Source organism: Pseudomonas sp. DF11 (genome assembly GCF_058148565.1).
In genome coordinates, this window is sequence record NZ_JBYVYN010000009.1 from 180493 (window position 1) to 197615 (window position 17123).

Here is a 17123-nt window from a genome sequence, read left to right on the forward strand (position 1 = left end):
CAACGCGCCGGACAAAGTCCCAGTATTTTTGTCGGGAAAGCAGCCAGCGGCGACGGGTTCCGTCGCCGGGCCTCCCGATCAGAGGTTCTGGTAGCGATTCATGTCCAGCACACCGGCCTCCAGAGGCTCCGTTTCCTGGATATAACGGTCCAGATCATGGAAGTAGTCCCAGAACTGCGGGTGGCTGCGACGAATCCCCCAGCGCTCGACGATCCGCTCGAACGCCGGCACGTCCTGGGCGTTTTCCATGGCATCGACAAACGCCGGCACCTGCCCGGCGGGGATGTTGAAGATGAAGTTCGGGTAGCTGCTGAGCACGCCCGGATAGACCGTCAGCGTGTCCAGACCCGGCTGGTAGCGCATCTCCTCGCCCAACAGGAACGCCACGTTGCTGTGGGCACGGTTGCGCAGCAGGCTGTAGACCTCACGATGACCGCTGGCGGTTTCGATGCGCAGCAGGGTCGCTTCCGGCAGTTGGTCGATCACCTTGAGCCCCGCCGCCGGGCGCGACACCAGCCGACTGAGGGCCTGCTCGGCGTTTTGCAACGTCGGATCGATGTTCGGCCGCGAGCAGTAGGCGCCGTCGCAACGGTTGATCGGATCGGGCCGCGCATTCAGGTCGCCATAACGGGCCAGCAATTGCTGGGCAAAATCGCGCTTGGGGTCGCGTTCGTCGAGCTTGAGGGCGGTCGGCTTGTCATTGTCGATGGACTCATAATCGAGCCACATCTTGAACTTGCCGCCGGCCTGATACCAGTCGTCGAGGTAGCCTTCCCGGGAGTCGGCCGGCATCAAGCGCAGGAAATTCTGCTCCGCGCCGTTGCGGATCAGGTCGAAATACAAGCGAGTCTGGGCCTGATGGGAGACGTTGCCGAACACATCGAAATTCACCGCCAACTGGTAATAGGTACGCTCCAGCAACGGGAAATCGAACAGCCACATCGTCTGTGGCACCTCCCCGATCAATCCCTTGGTGACCGAAGCACTGTCGAAATGCCGGAAAATGCTCAACAGCGCATTGTCATTGCCGGCCCATAACGTCGACCAGCTCGGCGCCGGAAGCTCGGCATAGTTGTCGCGGCGCAAGGCTTCGTACTCGTTGCGTTTGTCGCGGTAGTCGAGCCACAGGCTGAGAACGCTGCCCACGTCATCGTTCTGCCCGGGCATCGCCAGCAACGGCGTGGCCTGGCCGCGGTAGTTCGGGTCGGTGATGTACAGGTCATGCTCGGGAGCCTGGAACAACGCCCAGAAATTGTCACGGATCACATCCGTGGCGATCTGGCCCCGGCACACCGGCCCGCGGATGAAGGTGCGCACAAAATACTCGGCGTTATCGAGCATGAACTGGTAGCGCGCTTGCGCCGGAATCGCTTCAAACGTGGAAAACGGATTGGCCCGGCGCTCCGGCCCGTAGCCCGGCAAGGCGCTGACCTGCCATTTGCCGCTGTAGAACAGGCTCTTGATCCGCGCCATCTTCGCCGCGCTCAAGCCATAGGTGATGTGGGTCTTGTGCACGATCACCCCTTGCACCGGCCAGAGCCGGTAATAAACGCGAGTGCCGGGATCGTCGTTCGGACGGCGGGTGTTGATCAGGTCGATGGGCTGGCCGGTGGGAGTGCGCGAACGCACCCATTGGAAGAAATGCCCCGGTTCGCCGTCCTTGAAATAGATATGCGCCAGGAACCAATGCTCGAACAACCAGCGGCCCACCAGGCTTTCCCGGGCACCGGGGGCGTTGAGCAGGTTTTCCCATTGCACCACTTGCAAGGCTTCGGCGGCGCTCGGGGCCAGGGCCTGCTGATCGATGGGAGCGCCGGCGGCCAGCCAGCGCTGCAGGGTCTGGTATTGCTGGTCGGTCAGGCCGGTGACGGCCAAGGGCATGCCTTCCCGGGGATGGGTGGCAGCGTACTCGTCGAATTGTCCAGGCATCGGGCAACTGTTATCCCGGTTGAGCCCGAGCACGATGTCTTCCGGTAGCTTGGCGTTGGGCTGCAACGGCGCACTGTGGCCCAGCTCCAGCATCCGCGCCATCAAGGCAGCCTGGCTGCCCTGGGCGTCGAGCACTGAGTAGAAGCCCTTGCGCTGCCAGGCGCGCTGGCCCGAGGCGTCATAGAACAAGCGGGTCGGGTCGGCCGCCTGGCGCCGCTCGCCGTCATACACCGACAGCTTGCTCGCGCCCCGGGCAACGCCTTCGCCGCTGCCCAGGTTCAACTGGCAGGCGGAATCGTAGCAGGCATGGCAGGCCACGCATTTTTCCGTGAAGATCGGCTGGATGTCGCGAGTGTAGGAGATCGCGGGAGCGGGACTCCCGGCGGCTGCGGTAATAGACAACAGCAGCAACAGACTGCCGAATAAGACGCGGTACGGCATGTCTCGGGTCCCTAAGAGATAGTCCGGCGATTCTACCGGGCCAGCATCGCCTTGCAAACATGAGCGATATTCATGCAAAACCCCATCATGATCAAATCCAGCACAGGTTTGCTATCATCCCGGCCTTCGTAATGGTCTTTTTTCCAGGTAGTCCTATGTCCGATCGCAGCGCTCGCCTTTATCTTCTCCAGCAAGCCCTCAAGGAACGCATCCTGATCCTCGACGGCGGCATGGGCACGATGATCCAGAGCTACAAGCTGGAAGAACAGGACTACCGCGGCAAGCGTTTTGCCGACTGGCCGAGCGACGTCAAAGGCAACAACGATTTGCTGGTGCTCAGCCGTCCCGACGTGATCGGCGCCATCGAAAAAGCCTACCTGGATGCCGGCGCCGACATCCTGGAAACCAACACCTTCAACGCCACCCAGGTGTCCCAGGCCGACTACGGCATGCAGGGCCTGGCCTACGAGCTGAACCTGGAAGGCGCCCGCCTGGCCCGCAAGGTGGCCGACGCCAAGACCCTGGAAACCCCGGACAAACCGCGCTTCGTCGCCGGCGTGCTCGGCCCGACCAGCCGCACCTGCTCGCTGTCGCCGGACGTGAACAACCCCGGCTACCGCAACGTGACCTTCGACGAACTGGTGGAGAACTACACCGAGGCCACCAAGGGCCTGATCGAAGGCGGCGCCGACCTGATCCTGATCGAAACCATTTTCGACACACTGAACGCCAAGGCAGCGATTTTTGCCGTGCAAGGGGTCTACGAAGAGTTGGGCGTTGAGTTGCCGATCATGATCTCCGGCACCATCACCGACGCCTCCGGCCGCACCCTCTCCGGGCAGACCACCGAAGCGTTCTGGAACTCCGTGGCCCACGCCAAGCCAATCTCCGTGGGCTTGAACTGCGCCCTGGGCGCCAGCGAATTGCGCCCGTACCTCGAAGAGCTGTCGAACAAGGCCAGCACCCATGTCTCGGCCCACCCGAACGCCGGCCTGCCCAATGAGTTCGGTGAATACGATGAGTTGCCCGCCCAGACCGCCAAAGTCATCGAGGAATTCGCCCAGAGCGGCTTCCTGAACATCGTCGGCGGCTGCTGCGGCACCACCCCGGCGCACATCGAAGCCATCGCCAAGGCCGTGGCCGGCTATGCGCCGCGGCCAATCCCGGAGATCCCACGGGCTTGCCGCCTGTCGGGCCTGGAACCGTTCACCATCGATCGCAGTTCCTTGTTCGTCAACGTTGGCGAGCGGACCAACATCACCGGTTCCGCCAAGTTCGCCCGGCTGATTCGCGAGGACAACTACACCGAAGCCCTGGAAGTGGCCCTGCAACAGGTCGAGGCCGGCGCCCAGGTGATCGACATCAACATGGACGAGGGCATGCTCGATTCGAAGAAGGCCATGGTGACCTTCCTCAATCTGATTGCCGGCGAACCGGACATTTCCCGCGTGCCGATCATGATCGACTCGTCGAAATGGGAAGTGATCGAGGCCGGCCTCAAGTGCATCCAGGGCAAGGGCATCGTCAACTCCATCAGCATGAAGGAAGGCGTCGAGCAGTTCATCCATCACGCCAAGCTGTGCAAGCGCTACGGCGCCGCCGTGGTGGTGATGGCCTTCGACGAAGCCGGCCAGGCCGATACCGAGGCACGCAAGAAGGAAATCTGCAAGCGCTCCTACGACATCCTGGTCAACGAAGTCGGCTTCCCGCCGGAAGACATCATCTTCGACCCGAACATCTTCGCCGTCGCCACCGGTATCGAAGAGCACAACAACTATGCCGTGGACTTCATCAACGCCTGCGCCTACATCCGCGATGAACTGCCCTACGCGCTGACCTCCGGTGGCGTGTCCAATGTGTCGTTCTCGTTCCGCGGCAACAATCCGGTGCGCGAGGCGATCCACTCGGTGTTCCTGCTCTATGCGATCCGCGCGGGCCTGACCATGGGCATCGTCAACGCCGGCCAACTGGAGATCTACGACCAGATCCCGGTGGAGTTGCGCGACGCCGTGGAAGACGTGATCCTCAACCGTACCCCCGAAGGCACCGACGCCCTGCTCGCCATCGCCGACAAGTACAAGGGTGACGGCAGCGTCAAGGAAGCGGAAACCGAGGAGTGGCGCGGCTGGGAGGTGAACAAGCGCCTGGAACATGCGCTGGTCAAGGGCATCACCACCCACATCGTTGAAGATACCGAGGAATCGCGACTGTCTTTCGCCCGGCCGATCGAGGTCATCGAAGGCCCGCTGATGGCCGGCATGAACATCGTCGGCGACCTGTTTGGCGCCGGCAAAATGTTCCTGCCCCAGGTGGTCAAGTCCGCACGGGTGATGAAACAGGCCGTGGCCCACCTGATTCCGTTCATCGAGGCGGAAAAAGGCGACAAGCCGGAGGCCAAGGGCAAGATCCTCATGGCCACGGTCAAGGGCGACGTTCATGACATCGGCAAGAACATCGTCGGCGTGGTGCTCGGTTGCAACGGCTATGACGTTGTCGACCTGGGCGTGATGGTGCCGGCGGAGAAGATCCTGCAGGTGGCCAGGGAGCAGAAATGCGACATCATCGGTCTCTCCGGCCTGATTACCCCGTCGCTGGATGAGATGGTGCATGTGGCGCGCGAGATGCAGCGCCAGGACTTCCACCTGCCGTTGATGATCGGCGGCGCGACGACGTCCAAGGCCCACACGGCGGTGAAGATCGAGCCCAAGTACAGCAACGACGCGGTGATCTACGTCACCGATGCCTCCCGCGCCGTTGGCGTGGCCACGCAGTTGCTGTCCAAGGAACTCAAGCCGGCGTTCGTCGAGAAGACCCGCCTGGACTACATGGACGTGCGTGAACGCACCGCCAACCGCAGTGCCCGCACCGAGCGCCTGAGCTACCCCGCCGCCGTGGCCAAGAAGCCGCAGTTCGACTGGAGCAGCTACCAGCCGGTCAAGCCGACCTTTACCGGCGCCAAGGTGCTGGACAACATTGACCTGAACGTCCTGGCCGAATACATCGACTGGACGCCGTTCTTCATTTCCTGGGACCTGGCCGGCAAATACCCGCGCATCCTCACCGACGAAGTGGTCGGCGAAGCGGCCACCGCGCTGTACGCCGACGCCCGGGCGATGCTGCGCAAGCTGATCGACGAGAAGCTCATCAGCGCCCGTGCGGTGTTCGGCTTCTGGCCGGCCAACCAGGTGCATGACGATGACCTGGAAGTCTACGGCGACGATGGCAAGCCACTTGCGCGCCTGCATCACCTGCGCCAGCAGATCATCAAGACCGACGGCAAGCCGAACTTCTCCCTGGCTGACTTCGTCGCGCCCAAAGACAGCGGCGTGACCGATTACGTCGGCGGTTTCATCACCACCGCCGGCATCGGCGCCGAAGAAGTCGCCAAGGCCTACCAGGAAGCCGGCGACGACTACAACTCGATCATGGTCAAGGCCCTGGCCGACCGCCTGGCCGAAGCCTGTGCCGAATGGCTGCACCAACAGGTGCGCAAGGAGCACTGGGGTTATGCCCAGGACGAGAGCCTGGACAACGAGGCGCTGATCAAGGAGCAGTACACCGGCATCCGCCCTGCCCCCGGCTACCCGGCCTGCCCGGATCACACCGAGAAAGCTACCCTGTTCCGCCTGCTCGACCCCGAGGCCAGCGAACTGAAGGCCGGACGCAGCGGCGTATTCCTCACCGAACACTACGCCATGTTCCCGGCGGCAGCGGTCAGCGGCTGGTATTTCGCCCATCCCCAGGCGCAGTACTTTGCCGTGGGCAAGATCGACAAGGACCAGGTCCAGAGCTACACCGCACGCAAGGGTCAGGACCTGAGCGTGACCGAACGCTGGCTGGCACCGAACCTGGGCTACGACAACTAAGTCCGCAGCAATTGACTATGCTCTCCACATACGACCTTGTGTATGGAGAGCATCATGGACGAACCGACCGAAAATAAGGCGCCCACCCTCTGGCAAATGCTGCACAGCGTGGGAGCTGCGGCCTTTGGCGTGCAAAGCGGGAAAAACCGCGCCCGCGACTTCACCCATGGCAAGCCGAGCCACTTCATCATCCTCGGCATCCTGTTTACGGTGATTTTCGGGTTGACGTTGTATGGGATCGTCAATCTGGTGTTGTACTTTGCGGGCGTATAGAACGTATCTGCACAGTATGGAACCAGATCTCTCTTTCGAACCGAAACAGTCATATTCCCCGTCTCGCCAGCCTCGATCTGAGCCGCTCTAGCGCCGCCCCAGCGCATCGAGCGAAAAGGCATAGCGCTCGCCATCCGGGTGGGACACCAGGCTGAAGCGCTTGAAGTCCAGGCGGTAGTCCTTGGCAGGATTCATGTTCAGCCACGCGCGGGCGCGGGCCGGATCGAGCGATTGCATCAGGTCGAGCTGCTGGTTGTAGCCGCCATGACGCGCGAGATCGACGCCCTGGGCATGATCATGGAGCATGACCATGGCCCAGCCGCCCAGACTGAAATGACCGGTGAACAGGACGCTCAGGCGCCCGTCGATACGGGCCTGGAGCGCCGCCCTGGAGCTGTTCATCGCGCTGAACAACACGTCCTTGCCCGGCTGGCGACCGGCCTCCTCGAACGCCTGCATGGCGCCCAGGGCCATTTCATCGTTGGCCGACCAGACCAGCGCGGTCTGCGGATAGCGCTTGACCAACTGGCTCGCCTGCTCATAAGCCCGTTCACGATTCCACTCGCCATAGACCAACTGACGCAGATGCACCTGCGGGTGCTCGGCCAGCGCCCGCTGCAAGCCTTTCTCGCGCAGTTGCGCCGAAGGGGTGATTTTCTTCCCGGAAAATGCCAGCAAGTCGAGGGTCTGCCCAGGCGCCAGCGGCCCGTGTTGACGCAAGAGCTCCTTGAGCATCAGGTAGCCGCTGCGCTCATCGTTGGGCACCAGGCTACCGAGCAACTCGGCAGGCAGGGTACCGCCCTCCGCCAACAGGCGACTCTGATCGCTGGTCAACGTGTTATTCACCAGGAACAGCTTGACCCCACTGCCCTGCGCCAATTGCAGGATTCGCGGGGCGACATACTGTTCGTTGACCAGCACCAGATAGTCCGGACGGTCTTTCGCCGTAATAACCTCGCGCGCCTGGCGAATCATGAGCTGGGGATCGCGCTCTGCATATTCCACACGCAGTCGCAGGCCCAGTCCGCTGGCCGCCGCTTGCATGAATTCGGTATAGCTGACCCAGAAGGTTTCGGTGGAGTACCCAGGGTTAAGGAATACGACTGAAGGAGCAGCCGGCCTGGCGACCACAGCTTCGGTCGAAGAAGACACCGCATTGGCGGCTTGGGCATGCGCCCAGAATGACAGGCATAACAGCCCCAGTAGCCTGCAGATAAACTTCAACATCCCGCCCGCCCCAAACAATACGCCACCCAGTATAACGACCCGGGTGGCGAACGGGCACATGAACGCGAAACCTTCACGTAGCCTGCAACGGCTGGAACTTATTGATGACTGACCCAGAACACTGCGGTGCCCACCACCAGGATAATCAGGAACAGAATGGCCCAGGCATCAACGGTACTGTCGCTTTTCCTTGCTTTGGTCGGATTGCTCATTGCATCGCCTCTTGTCGGTTTTGTAGGTGATTGCATAGGACTCGACCACAGTTAAGACGATGATTGCCCGTACGACAAATGAGGGTTAGGCAATAATCAATCTCATTAGTCGATTTGGTTCTTTACATATACTCAAACATCACTTTTGCGCATAACTCAAAACAGGTATCGTGCACCGGCTCCTCTAGGAGTGCGCGGCCGTGCGCGCAGAATTGCCGAGGCAGAACCCGATTCCAGCGAGCCAACACGCAGCTGTTTCTGATCGGCCCAAGCCTGAGACCGAGACTTATATGTACGTATATGACGAGTACGATCAGCGGATCATCGAGGACCGCGTCAAGCAGTTCCGTGATCAGACCCGACGCTATCTGGCAGGCGAGCTGAGCGAAGAAGAATTCCGCCCTCTGCGCTTGCAGAATGGCCTGTATATCCAGCGTTTCGCCCCAATGCTGCGGGTGGCCGTGCCTTATGGCCAGTTGACCTCGCGCCAGGTGCGCAAGCTGGCGCAGATTGCCCGCGACTACGACAAGGGCTATGCCCACATCAGTACCCGGCAGAACGTCCAGTACAACTGGCCTGCCCTCGAAGACGTACCGCAAATCCTGGCCGAGCTGGCGACCGTGCAGATGCACGCGATCCAGACCAGCGGCAACTGCCTGCGCAACGTCACCACTGACCAGTTCGCCGGTGTCGCCGCCGATGAACTGATCGATCCGCGCCCGTGGTGCGAGATCGTCCGCCAGTGGACCACGTTCCACCCGGAATTCGCCTACCTGCCGCGCAAGTTCAAGATCGCCATCAACGGCTCGAGCTCGGACCGTGCGGCTATCGAAGTCCACGACATCGGCCTGGAGACAGTCTACAACGCGGCCGGCGAGCTGGGTTTCCGTGTGCTGGTGGGCGGTGGCCTGGGGCGTACGCCGGTGGTCGGCGCATTCATCAACGAGTTCCTGCCATGGCAGGACCTGCTGAGTTACCTCGACGCCATCCTGCGGGTGTACAACCGCTACGGCCGTCGCGACAACAAATACAAAGCGCGGATCAAGATCCTGGTCAAGGCCCTTACGCCTGAAGTGTTCGCCGAGAAGGTCGAAGCCGAGATGGCTCACCTGCGTGGCGGCCAGACCACCCTGACCGAAGCCGAAGTGCATCGCGTCGCCAAGCATTTCGTCGACCCGCAGTACAAAGCGCTGGGTAACCAGGACGCGGAACTGGCAGCCCTCGACAAAGAACATCCCGGCTTCGCCCGCTGGCGTGCCCGCAACACCCTGGCTCACAAGAAGCCGGGCTACGTTGCCGTGACGCTGTCGCTGAAACCGACCGGCGTCGCGCCGGGCGATATCACCGACAAGCAACTGGACGCCGTGGCCGACCTGGCCGAGCGCTATAGCTTCGGGCAACTGCGCACTTCCCACGAGCAGAACATCATCCTGGCGGACGTTGAACAGAGCCAGTTGTTCACCCTGTGGGGCGAGCTGCGTGAACACGGTTTCGCTACGCCGAACATCGGCCTGCTGACCGATATCATCTGCTGCCCGGGCGGCGACTTCTGCTCCCTGGCCAACGCCAAGTCGATCCCTATCGCCGAATCGATCCAGCGTCGTTTCGACGACCTGGACTACCTGTTCGACATCGGCGAGCTGGACCTGAACATTTCCGGCTGCATGAACGCCTGTGGTCACCACCACGTTGGCCATATCGGCATCCTGGGCGTGGACAAGAAAGGCGAAGAGTTCTACCAGGTCTCCCTGGGTGGTAGCGGTAGCCGCGACGCCAGCCTGGGCAAGATCCTCGGCCCGTCGTTTGCCCAGGAAGACATGCCTGACGTGATCGAGAAGCTGATCGACGTGTACATTGAACAACGTACCGAAGACGAGCGCTTCATCGACACCTACCAACGTATTGGCATCGACCTCTTCAAGGAACGCGTCTATGCAGCGAATCATTAAGAACAACGAGGTCATCGACGAAACCTGGCACCTGCTGCCCAAGGACGCGACCCTCGATGGCATCTCCAACTGTGACGACCTGATCGTGCCCCTGGCCCTGTGGCGCGATCATGCCCATGCCCTCAAGGCCCGCGACGGTGGCCTGGGTGTATGGCTGGATGCCGACGAGGAAGCCGAGGAAATTGGCGAGGACGCCAACCAGTTGCAGGTCATCGCCCTGAACTTCCCGGCCTTCACCGACGGGCGCAGCTACTCCAACGCCCGCCTGCTGCGTGAACGTTATGGTTTCAAGGGTGAATTGCGGGCGATTGGCGACGTCCTGCGCGACCAACTGTTCTACATGCGCCGCTGCGGTTTCGACGCCTTTGCCTTGCGGGCCGACAAAGACCCCTACGAAGCCCTCGAAAGCCTCAAGGACTTTTCGGTGACCTACCAGGCTGCCACTGACGAGCCGCTACCGCTGTTCCGTCGTCGCTGAAACCTGAGACATGAAAAAGCCCTGATCCGGGTGTTCCGGTTCAGGGCTTTTTTGTTTCCGATGACTTGAACCCACCTTGCTCCCACGAAGGGATGGCGGTGACCCGGAGCTTCAGCCCGCCTCAGAACCCCTGTGGGAGCGAGCCTGCTCGCTCCCACAGGGCGGTGAACCCGCTCCCGAATTACCAGAAACGCTGCTGGGTAAGGCGACTCCACCAACTGAGCAGCACCCGATCAACAGATCCGCTGGCCGCCATGCCGATGCGTTCCTGCAGGCTTTTGCGTTCGGCGTAGTGCAGGTGGTACAGCTCGGCACTCTTGGCCCGCTCGGCCAGGTATTCATCGCTGGTTTTCAGCTCGTCCACCAAGCCCTTGCCCTGCGCCGCGACACCCAGCCAGACTTCACCGGTCGCCACTTCATCGATGGCCAGTTGCGGGCGGTAGCTGGACACGAAGTTCTTGAACAGTTCATGGGTGATGTCCAGGTCTTCCTGGAATTTCTCCCGGCCCTTCTCGGTATTTTCGCCGAACACCGTCAACGTGCGTTTGTATTCGCCGGCGGTCAACACTTCGAAATCGATGTCGTGTTTCTTCAACAGGCGGTTGACGTTGGGCAATTGCGCGACGACGCCGATGGAGCCCAGGACCGCGAAGGGAGCGCTGATGATCTTCTCGCCGATGCACGCCATCATGTAGCCGCCGCTGGCCGCCACCTTGTCGATGCACACGGTCAACGGCACACCGGCCTGGCGGATCCGCGCCAGTTGCGACGAAGCCAGGCCGTAGCTGTGGACCATGCCGCCGCCACTTTCCAGGCGCAGCACCACTTCATCCTTCGGCGTTGCCAGGGTCAGCAGCGCGGTGATTTCATGACGCAGGCTCTCGGTGGCCGAAGCCTTGATGTCACCGTCGAAATCCAACACGAACACCCGGGACTTGGCCGCCGACTTGTCCTTATGCTTCTTCCCGGCCTTTTCAGCCTTGCCTTCGGCCTTGCGCAAGGCCTTGAGCTGATCCTTGTCGAGCAACGTCTGTTCCAGGCGCTCGCGCAGCCCCTTGTAGAAATCGTTGAGCTTGCTCACCTGCAACTGGCCGGCCGACTTGCGCCGGCCCTTGCTGCGCAGCGCAGCAAAACTGGCCAGCACCACCAGGATGGCGATCACCAACGTCACGGTCTTGGCCAGGAAACCGGCGTATTCGATGAAAAACTCCACAGCAACTCCTTAAATGCAATGCGCCACTGAACGCAGGCGCGTAACGGCCCCAGCATACCCATGCGCCTGCGTCGCGACCAGCCAAGAAACCTGTGGTTACCTTGACGCGAGCCAGACCGGGCAAGGCTATAACGGGCATTTCAAACAAGCGTATGTTTTTTCATTGACAGCTCACCGCCATCCCCATAACCTCGCCAAACCTTCAACGTACCGGGATGACGCGGACGTGGGCAGTATCTATCTGATTCGACATGGCCAGGCCTCCTTTGGTGCGGACGACTACGATGTCCTTTCGCCCAATGGCGTGCGCCAGGCGCAAGTGCTTGGCGGCCACCTCGCGCAGCTCGGTGTCGTATTCGATCGCTGCCTCTCGGGTGACCTGCGTCGTCAACAGGATACCGCCATCGGTGCGCTGGGCCAGATGTCCGCCGCCGGATTGCCGGTTCCCGGGCTGGAAATCGACGCCGCGTTCAATGAGTTCGACGCCGACGCGGTCATTCGGGCCCTGCTGCCGGACATGCTCCCCCAGGAGCCCGAGGCGCTGAATATCCTGCGCAACGCCGCGCAGAATCGCGCCGAATTCCAGCGCATCTTCGCATTGATCGTCGAGCGCTGGCTCAGCGGTCGATATGACCCGCCAGGACTCGAAAGCTGGCTGGGTTTCGTCGAGCGGGTCCAAGCGGGCCTGCAGCGCATCCTGGAGCAAGCCGACAACAGCCATAAGATCGCCGTGTTCACCTCCGGCGGCACTATCACCGCCCTGCTCCACCTGATCACCCAGATACCGGCCCGACAGGCCTTCGAACTGAATTGGCAAATCGTCAACACCTCGCTCAACCACCTGAAATTCAGGGGCCGCGAGGTGGCCCTGGCTTCCTTCAACAGCCATGCCCACCTGCAACTGCTGAAGGCCCCGGACCTCATCACCTTTCGCTGAGTCCGGATTACTGTAGACCCTTGCTGTACCACCCAAATAAGGATCGAAACCATGACCTCCGTAGCCGACGCCGTACAAGCCATGAAAGCCAAGTTCAACCCAGCCGCCGCTGCCGGCCTGGACCTGGTATTCGGTTTCCGCATCGACGATACCAAGAATTTCTCGCTGATCGTCAAGGACAGCACCTGCGAACTGCAGGAAGGTGAAAACCCGGACGCCCAAGTGACCCTGGTGATGGACGGCGAAACCCTTGAAGGCATCGTCAGCGGTGAAACCGACGGCATGCAAGCGTTCATGGGCGGCAAGCTGCGCGCCGAAGGCGACATGATGCTGGCCATGAAACTGTCCGAGCTGTTCCCAAGCTGAGACTGCGCTCGCGTTCTTCGCGGGCCTTTTTGGCTGCAAACGAATCCCGCCCCGTGGCGGGATTCGTGTTTTTGCCCTCCGATGATTCCGCGCAACACACGCAACCTTGACCCTCGTCAGTAGCCGCTCGCCCCACAACCGCTAATTTAGCGCTTCCATCAAAGCCAGGGACGGCTCATCGGGAGCCTGCGTCCGTTCATCTCAAGGAAGAGAATTTCATGCCCGCACTGAAGATCATTCTGCTATCGACCGCGTTCAATGGCCTGACCCAACGCGCCTGGCTGGACCTGCGCGAGGCCGGTTATCGCCCCAGCGTGGTGCTGTTCACCGACCCGACCACGGTCTGCCGGCAAATCGAACAGAGCAGCGCCGACCTGGTGATCTGCCCGTTCCTCAAGGACCGCGTACCCGAGCAGCTGTGGCGCAATCCTCGGCGTCCAGTGGTGATCATTCATCCGGGGATCGTCGGCGATCGCGGGGCCAGTGCCCTGGACTGGGCCATCATTCGACAACCCGAGCGCTGGGGCGTCACGGCGTTGCAGGCGGTGGAGGAAATGGACGCCGGGCCCGTGTGGGCCACCTGTGAATTCAACCTGCCCGAAGGCCTGCGCAAATCGGAGCTGTACAACGGCCCGGTCAGCGACGCGGCCATCCGCTGCATTCGCGAAGTGGTGGACAAATTCCGTGCCGGCTTCGTCCCGGTGCCGCTGGATTACAGCCGTCATGAGGTGATCGGGCGCCTACAACCGAACATGACCCAGGACGACCGCACCTTCAGTTGGCACGACAGCACCGGGTTCATCAAGCGCCGCATCGACGCCGCCGACGGTCAACCCGGTGTGCTCGCGAGCCTGGCCGGCGAACAGTTTTACCTGTACGACGCCCATCCAGACATTCGCCGCGGCCTGCCCGGCGAACTGCTGGCCGTACGTGACGATGCGGTGCTGGTGGCGACAGGGGATGCAAGCCTGTGGATCGGCGCCCTGCGCCGCAAGCCGCAGCCTGGCGAACAGACCTTCAAGCGACCGGCGCGCCATGTGCTCTCGCAGCGACTTGACGGAGTCCCGGTGCTCGACAGCGCCCTGGCCCGCCAACCGTTCAGCGACGAGGCCTATCAGCCCATTCGCTACCGGGAATGCGGCCATGTGGGGGAACTGACGTTCGAGTTCTACAACGGCGCGATGAGCACCGAGCAGTGCCAGCGCCTGGTGCAGGCGCTGCGCTGGGCCAAGTCCCGGGACACCCAGGTGCTGCTGATTCGCGGTGGACGCGGCAGCTTTTCCAACGGCGTGCACCTGAACGTGATCCAGGCCGCCGCCGACCCCGGCCTGGAAGCCTGGGCCAACATCCAGGCCATCGATGACGTCTGTCTGGAGTTGTTCAACGCCCGGCAACTGGTGGTCAGTGGTCTGACGGGCAACGCCGGGGCTGGTGGTGTCATGCTGGCCCTGGCGGCCGATATCGTGCTGGCGCGCAGTGACATCGTGCTCAACCCCCATTACGCAACCATGGGCCTGTATGGCTCCGAGTACTGGACCTACAGCCTGCCCCGGGCGGTCGGCCCGGACCAGGCCTGGAAACTCACCCAAGACTGCCTGCCCATCAGCGCCCTGCAAGCGTTGCGCTACGGCATGGTCCAGGAAATCGGACCACGGTGCCCCGACGAATTCAGCCTATGGCTGTTGCAGCGGGCCAACAGCGCGCTGCTCGATCCAGCCTATGAAACCCTTCGAGTCCGCAAGGCCGAACGCAGCCTGCCGGCGATCCAGGCGTGTCGCGACGGCGAACTCGCGCAGATGCGCCGCGACATGGTGGACAATCGCCATGGCTTCGCCGAGAAGTGCCGCAGCTTCGTGCTCAAGCACAAGGCCTGCCGCACACCCGAACGGCTGATTGCCCCTTGGGCGCGAGTGGCTGAGGCGCAAGCCATTCCATGATTCCCGGTATCGGGGAGGCGTGGCAGCTCTTACAATGCCCGCTTCCCCCGCCTCGGCCTGACCATGGACATCGACCTCGCCCGCACCTTCCTGGAAATCGTCCGCCACGGCAGCCTCGCCGCCGCGGCCGACAAGCTGCACGTCACCCAGACAGCGATAACCGCGCGGGTGCAGAAGCTTGAAAGCCGGCTCGGCTGCGCGCTGTTCGTGCGTAACCGTGCCGGTGCGCGGTTGACCGCTGATGGCGAAGCCTTTGTGATCTACGCCAATCAACTGGTGCAAACCTGGGAAGCGGCGCGCCGGGACCTGCCATTGCCGGAGGGTTACCGCAATGTTTTGCACCTCGGTGGCGAGGTCAGCCTGTGCAACCCCTTGATGCTCGCCTGGGCCGGCGAGCTGCGCCAGAAGATCCCCGGCCATGCCCTGCGCATGGACATCCGCGACGGTGAAAAGCTGCTGCAGCAGCTGGAGCTGGGCTTGCTGGATGCGGCGGTGGTGTACCAGCCCGAATATTGGCCGCGCCTGCAAGTAGAACAACTGCTGGAAGAAAAGCTCATCCTGGTGCGCCTGGCCACCCGTCCCGAGCCCTATGTGTACATCGACTGGAGCGCCGACTTCCGGCGCCAGCACGATACCGCGCTACCGGACAAGGCCAAGGCTGCCGTGACCTTCAACCTCGGCCCCCTCGCCTTGCAGTACATCCTGGAGAACGGCGGCAGCGGCTACTTCCGCACTCGGGTGGTGCAGAGTTATCTGGACAGCGGCATCCTGGAACGGGTGCCCAAGGCACCGGAGTTCAACTACCCGACCTATCTGGTCTATTCCCGAGACCGGGATTCGGCGGCGCTGCAGCAGGCATTCGAAGTGCTGCGCGAGATCGTCAAGGCCGGCAGCGACTGGTCCCAGCGCTGGGATCCGCTGGGCTGATGGGTCTGCAGTGCATCTGTTGTGACGAGGGGATTTACCCCCGCTGGACTGCGTAGCAGTCCTCCTGGGATCAACAACGCAGTGTGTCAGGGGGTAAATGGGGCCGCTTCGCGGCTCAACGGGGATAAATCCCCTCGCCACAGATAAATCCCCTAACCACAGATAAATCCCCTCGCCACAAGAGCCTCCTTGCAGTCATTACGAACGGGCAGTTTTATTGCAACCGCTGAGCGATCTCATCCTTGATCAGCAACCGTTTCTTCTTGAGTGCCTCCAGGGCGACGCCGGACAGGCCGGCGGATGTGGGCTTTTCGGCTTCCACAACCTCGGCATCAAGTTCAGAGTATTTTTGAAGCAACGAATTGAGCCTTGGATCCTCGCTGCGTTTTTTCTGGATGTGGTCTTTGGTGTAGTTGAGATCCTGGAACAAATCGTGGGACACCGGCATGGAACACCTCCTTCAGTGGGTCGGTGGCAGACGCCTTTACGGCGCTCGTCGATGATCAGGATGGCCTCGTCGACGGGGTTCTGTCGACCGCCAATCCGACCAGCGGTGACCGTTCGTCGTAACGGGATATCTTCCAATCAAACCTTTGCCGGCGCGTCGCTCTCCATTGAACAGAGACGAAACGAATCGCTCTTTCAACCTGTGTGGAGACTTATCAATGGACGGATTTACCTTACGTCAACTCGGCCTGGCAGTAGCCCTGAGCACCAGCATGGGCGCGGCCTGGGCCGCGACTTCCAACGACTTCGTCGACAATGCGGCAGCCGGTGGCATCGCGGAAATCGAAACCAGCAAACTGGCCCTGGAAAAAAGCGCCTCGGCGGACGTCAAAGAGTTTGCCAATAAGATGATCACCGACCACACCAAGGCCAATGAAGAGCTGAAAACACTGGCGAAAAAACACGACATCGAAGTGCCAGAAGACACCACGCTGGTGAAGAAGGCCAAGGAAAAACTCCTCGACCTGCGGGACGAGTCCTTTGATGCAGCCTATGCCAACAACCAGGTCAAGGCTCACGAAGAAACCATCGCCCTGTTCAAGAAAGAGGCCGAGACCGTCACCGACGATAAAAAGGCTGGCAACACCGAACTGAAGGCGTTCGCCCAGAAGATGCTGCCAGACCTGGAGCATCACCTGGAAGCGGCCAAGAAACTTCAGGCGGCTCACCCAAGCAAGTAATCCTGAAGCACCGAATAAGGCCGTCTCCCTGAAGATGGCCTTGTTCAAGGTTTAACAACACCTCCAGTCACCCGCCTCCGCCGATACGCCAGCTCTCGAATCGCCTGTTTTCGGGTTCGTCACGTAGCGGCAAGCGGCACGTCGACCGCTCGTCGGCACTGTCATTTCTGACAGTAGAATC

General features: G+C 61.6%; 13 protein-coding genes. 9 read left to right on the plus strand and 4 right to left on the minus strand.

Going from position 1 to position 17123, the window contains the following annotated elements; translation table 11 throughout:
- Window positions 1–78 precede the first annotated feature (78 nt).
- Window positions 79–2370 carry a fatty acid cis/trans isomerase gene (locus AC30D9_RS24260; protein WP_490145021.1) on the minus strand — a complete coding sequence of 764 codons (2292 nt, stop codon included), beginning with the start codon at window positions 2368–2370 and terminating at the stop codon, window positions 79–81.
- Window positions 2371–2525: 155 nt separating this feature from the next.
- Here AC30D9_RS24260 and metH point away from each other — a divergent pair, with 155 nt between their 5' ends.
- Both metH and AC30D9_RS24270 read left to right on the plus strand, forming a co-directional pair.
- Window positions 2526–6236: a methionine synthase gene (gene metH, locus AC30D9_RS24265; RefSeq protein ID WP_490145022.1), complete on the plus strand. Its 3711-nt coding sequence runs from the start codon at window positions 2526–2528 to the stop codon at window positions 6234–6236.
- 54 nt (window positions 6237–6290) lie between these two features.
- The gene (locus AC30D9_RS24270; protein WP_063322005.1) at window positions 6291–6509 is read left to right on the plus strand and encodes a DUF2970 domain-containing protein; all 219 of its coding nucleotides are present in this window, start codon (window positions 6291–6293) and stop codon (window positions 6507–6509) included.
- Window positions 6510–6596: 87 nt separating this feature from the next.
- Here the strand turns inward: AC30D9_RS24270 and AC30D9_RS24275 are convergent, their stop codons facing one another.
- Window positions 6597–7736, minus strand: a complete 1140-nt coding sequence (locus tag AC30D9_RS24275; RefSeq protein ID WP_490145023.1) for an ABC transporter substrate-binding protein — start codon at window positions 7734–7736, stop codon at window positions 6597–6599.
- 502 nt (window positions 7737–8238) lie between these two features.
- On the opposite strand from AC30D9_RS24275, the gene AC30D9_RS24280 reads away from it, so the two are divergent.
- Window positions 8239–9897, plus strand: coding sequence for a nitrite/sulfite reductase (locus AC30D9_RS24280; protein ID WP_307571206.1), 1659 nt, complete (start codon window positions 8239–8241; stop codon window positions 9895–9897).
- Window positions 9881–10375 carry a DUF934 domain-containing protein gene (locus AC30D9_RS24285; RefSeq protein WP_092327489.1) on the plus strand — a complete coding sequence of 165 codons (495 nt, stop codon included), beginning with the start codon at window positions 9881–9883 and terminating at the stop codon, window positions 10373–10375. Before AC30D9_RS24280 ends, AC30D9_RS24285 begins: the two co-directional genes overlap by 17 nt.
- A 181-nt stretch (window positions 10376–10556) precedes the next feature.
- Here the strand turns inward: AC30D9_RS24285 and sohB are convergent, their stop codons facing one another.
- The gene (sohB, locus tag AC30D9_RS24290; protein ID WP_109751788.1) at window positions 10557–11588 is read right to left on the minus strand and encodes a protease SohB; all 1032 of its coding nucleotides are present in this window, start codon (window positions 11586–11588) and stop codon (window positions 10557–10559) included.
- Between the two features lie 226 nt (window positions 11589–11814).
- On the opposite strand from sohB, the gene AC30D9_RS24295 reads away from it, so the two are divergent.
- The 4 genes from AC30D9_RS24295 (at window position 11815) to AC30D9_RS24310 (ending at window position 15755) form a co-directional block, all read left to right on the plus strand.
- Window positions 11815–12525: a histidine phosphatase family protein gene (locus AC30D9_RS24295; protein ID WP_134923729.1), complete on the plus strand. Its 711-nt coding sequence runs from the start codon at window positions 11815–11817 to the stop codon at window positions 12523–12525.
- 51 nt (window positions 12526–12576) lie between these two features.
- Complete coding sequence (locus AC30D9_RS24300; RefSeq protein ID WP_003182883.1) at window positions 12577–12891, plus strand: SCP2 sterol-binding domain-containing protein; 315 nt, start codon at window positions 12577–12579, stop codon at window positions 12889–12891.
- A 218-nt stretch (window positions 12892–13109) separates the two neighbouring features.
- Entirely contained in the window at window positions 13110–14828 is a 1719-nt protein-coding gene (locus AC30D9_RS24305) for a hydrogenase maturation protein (RefSeq protein WP_490145024.1), read from the plus strand.
- A 63-nt stretch (window positions 14829–14891) separates the two neighbouring features.
- Window positions 14892–15755: a LysR family transcriptional regulator gene (locus AC30D9_RS24310; RefSeq protein WP_490145025.1), complete on the plus strand. Its 864-nt coding sequence runs from the start codon at window positions 14892–14894 to the stop codon at window positions 15753–15755.
- A gap of 214 nt (window positions 15756–15969) precedes the next feature.
- Here AC30D9_RS24310 and AC30D9_RS24315 read toward each other — a convergent pair whose 3' ends face one another.
- Window positions 15970–16203, minus strand: coding sequence for an HP1242/YdcH family protein (locus tag AC30D9_RS24315; RefSeq protein WP_134923725.1), 234 nt, complete (start codon window positions 16201–16203; stop codon window positions 15970–15972).
- 217 nt (window positions 16204–16420) lie between these two features.
- Between AC30D9_RS24315 and AC30D9_RS24320 the strand changes: the two genes are divergently transcribed.
- The gene (locus tag AC30D9_RS24320) at window positions 16421–16942 is read left to right on the plus strand and encodes a DUF4142 domain-containing protein (RefSeq protein ID WP_490145026.1); all 522 of its coding nucleotides are present in this window, start codon (window positions 16421–16423) and stop codon (window positions 16940–16942) included.
- The last annotated feature ends 181 nt before the right edge of the window (window positions 16943–17123 follow it).

Bases quoted from the DNA above. Each gene is read 5' to 3' on its own strand.
- AC30D9_RS24260 (WP_490145021.1), bottom strand. From the start codon at position 2,370: ATGCCGTACCGCGTCTTATTCGGCAGTCTGTTGCTGCTGTTGTCTATT.
- metH (WP_490145022.1), top strand. From the start codon at position 2,526: ATGTCCGATCGCAGCGCTCGCCTTTATCTTCTCCAGCAAGCCCTCAAG.
- AC30D9_RS24270 (WP_063322005.1), top strand. From the start codon at position 6,291: ATGGACGAACCGACCGAAAATAAGGCGCCCACCCTCTGGCAAATGCTG.
- AC30D9_RS24275 (WP_490145023.1), bottom strand. From the start codon at position 7,736: ATGTTGAAGTTTATCTGCAGGCTACTGGGGCTGTTATGCCTGTCATTC.
- AC30D9_RS24280 (WP_307571206.1), top strand. From the start codon at position 8,239: ATGTACGTATATGACGAGTACGATCAGCGGATCATCGAGGACCGCGTC.
- AC30D9_RS24285 (WP_092327489.1), top strand. From the start codon at position 9,881: ATGCAGCGAATCATTAAGAACAACGAGGTCATCGACGAAACCTGGCAC.
- AC30D9_RS24300 (WP_003182883.1), top strand. From the start codon at position 12,577: ATGACCTCCGTAGCCGACGCCGTACAAGCCATGAAAGCCAAGTTCAAC.
- AC30D9_RS24305 (WP_490145024.1), top strand. From the start codon at position 13,110: ATGCCCGCACTGAAGATCATTCTGCTATCGACCGCGTTCAATGGCCTG.
- AC30D9_RS24310 (WP_490145025.1), top strand. From the start codon at position 14,892: ATGGACATCGACCTCGCCCGCACCTTCCTGGAAATCGTCCGCCACGGC.
- AC30D9_RS24315 (WP_134923725.1), bottom strand. From the start codon at position 16,203: ATGCCGGTGTCCCACGATTTGTTCCAGGATCTCAACTACACCAAAGAC.
- AC30D9_RS24320 (WP_490145026.1), top strand. From the start codon at position 16,421: ATGGACGGATTTACCTTACGTCAACTCGGCCTGGCAGTAGCCCTGAGC.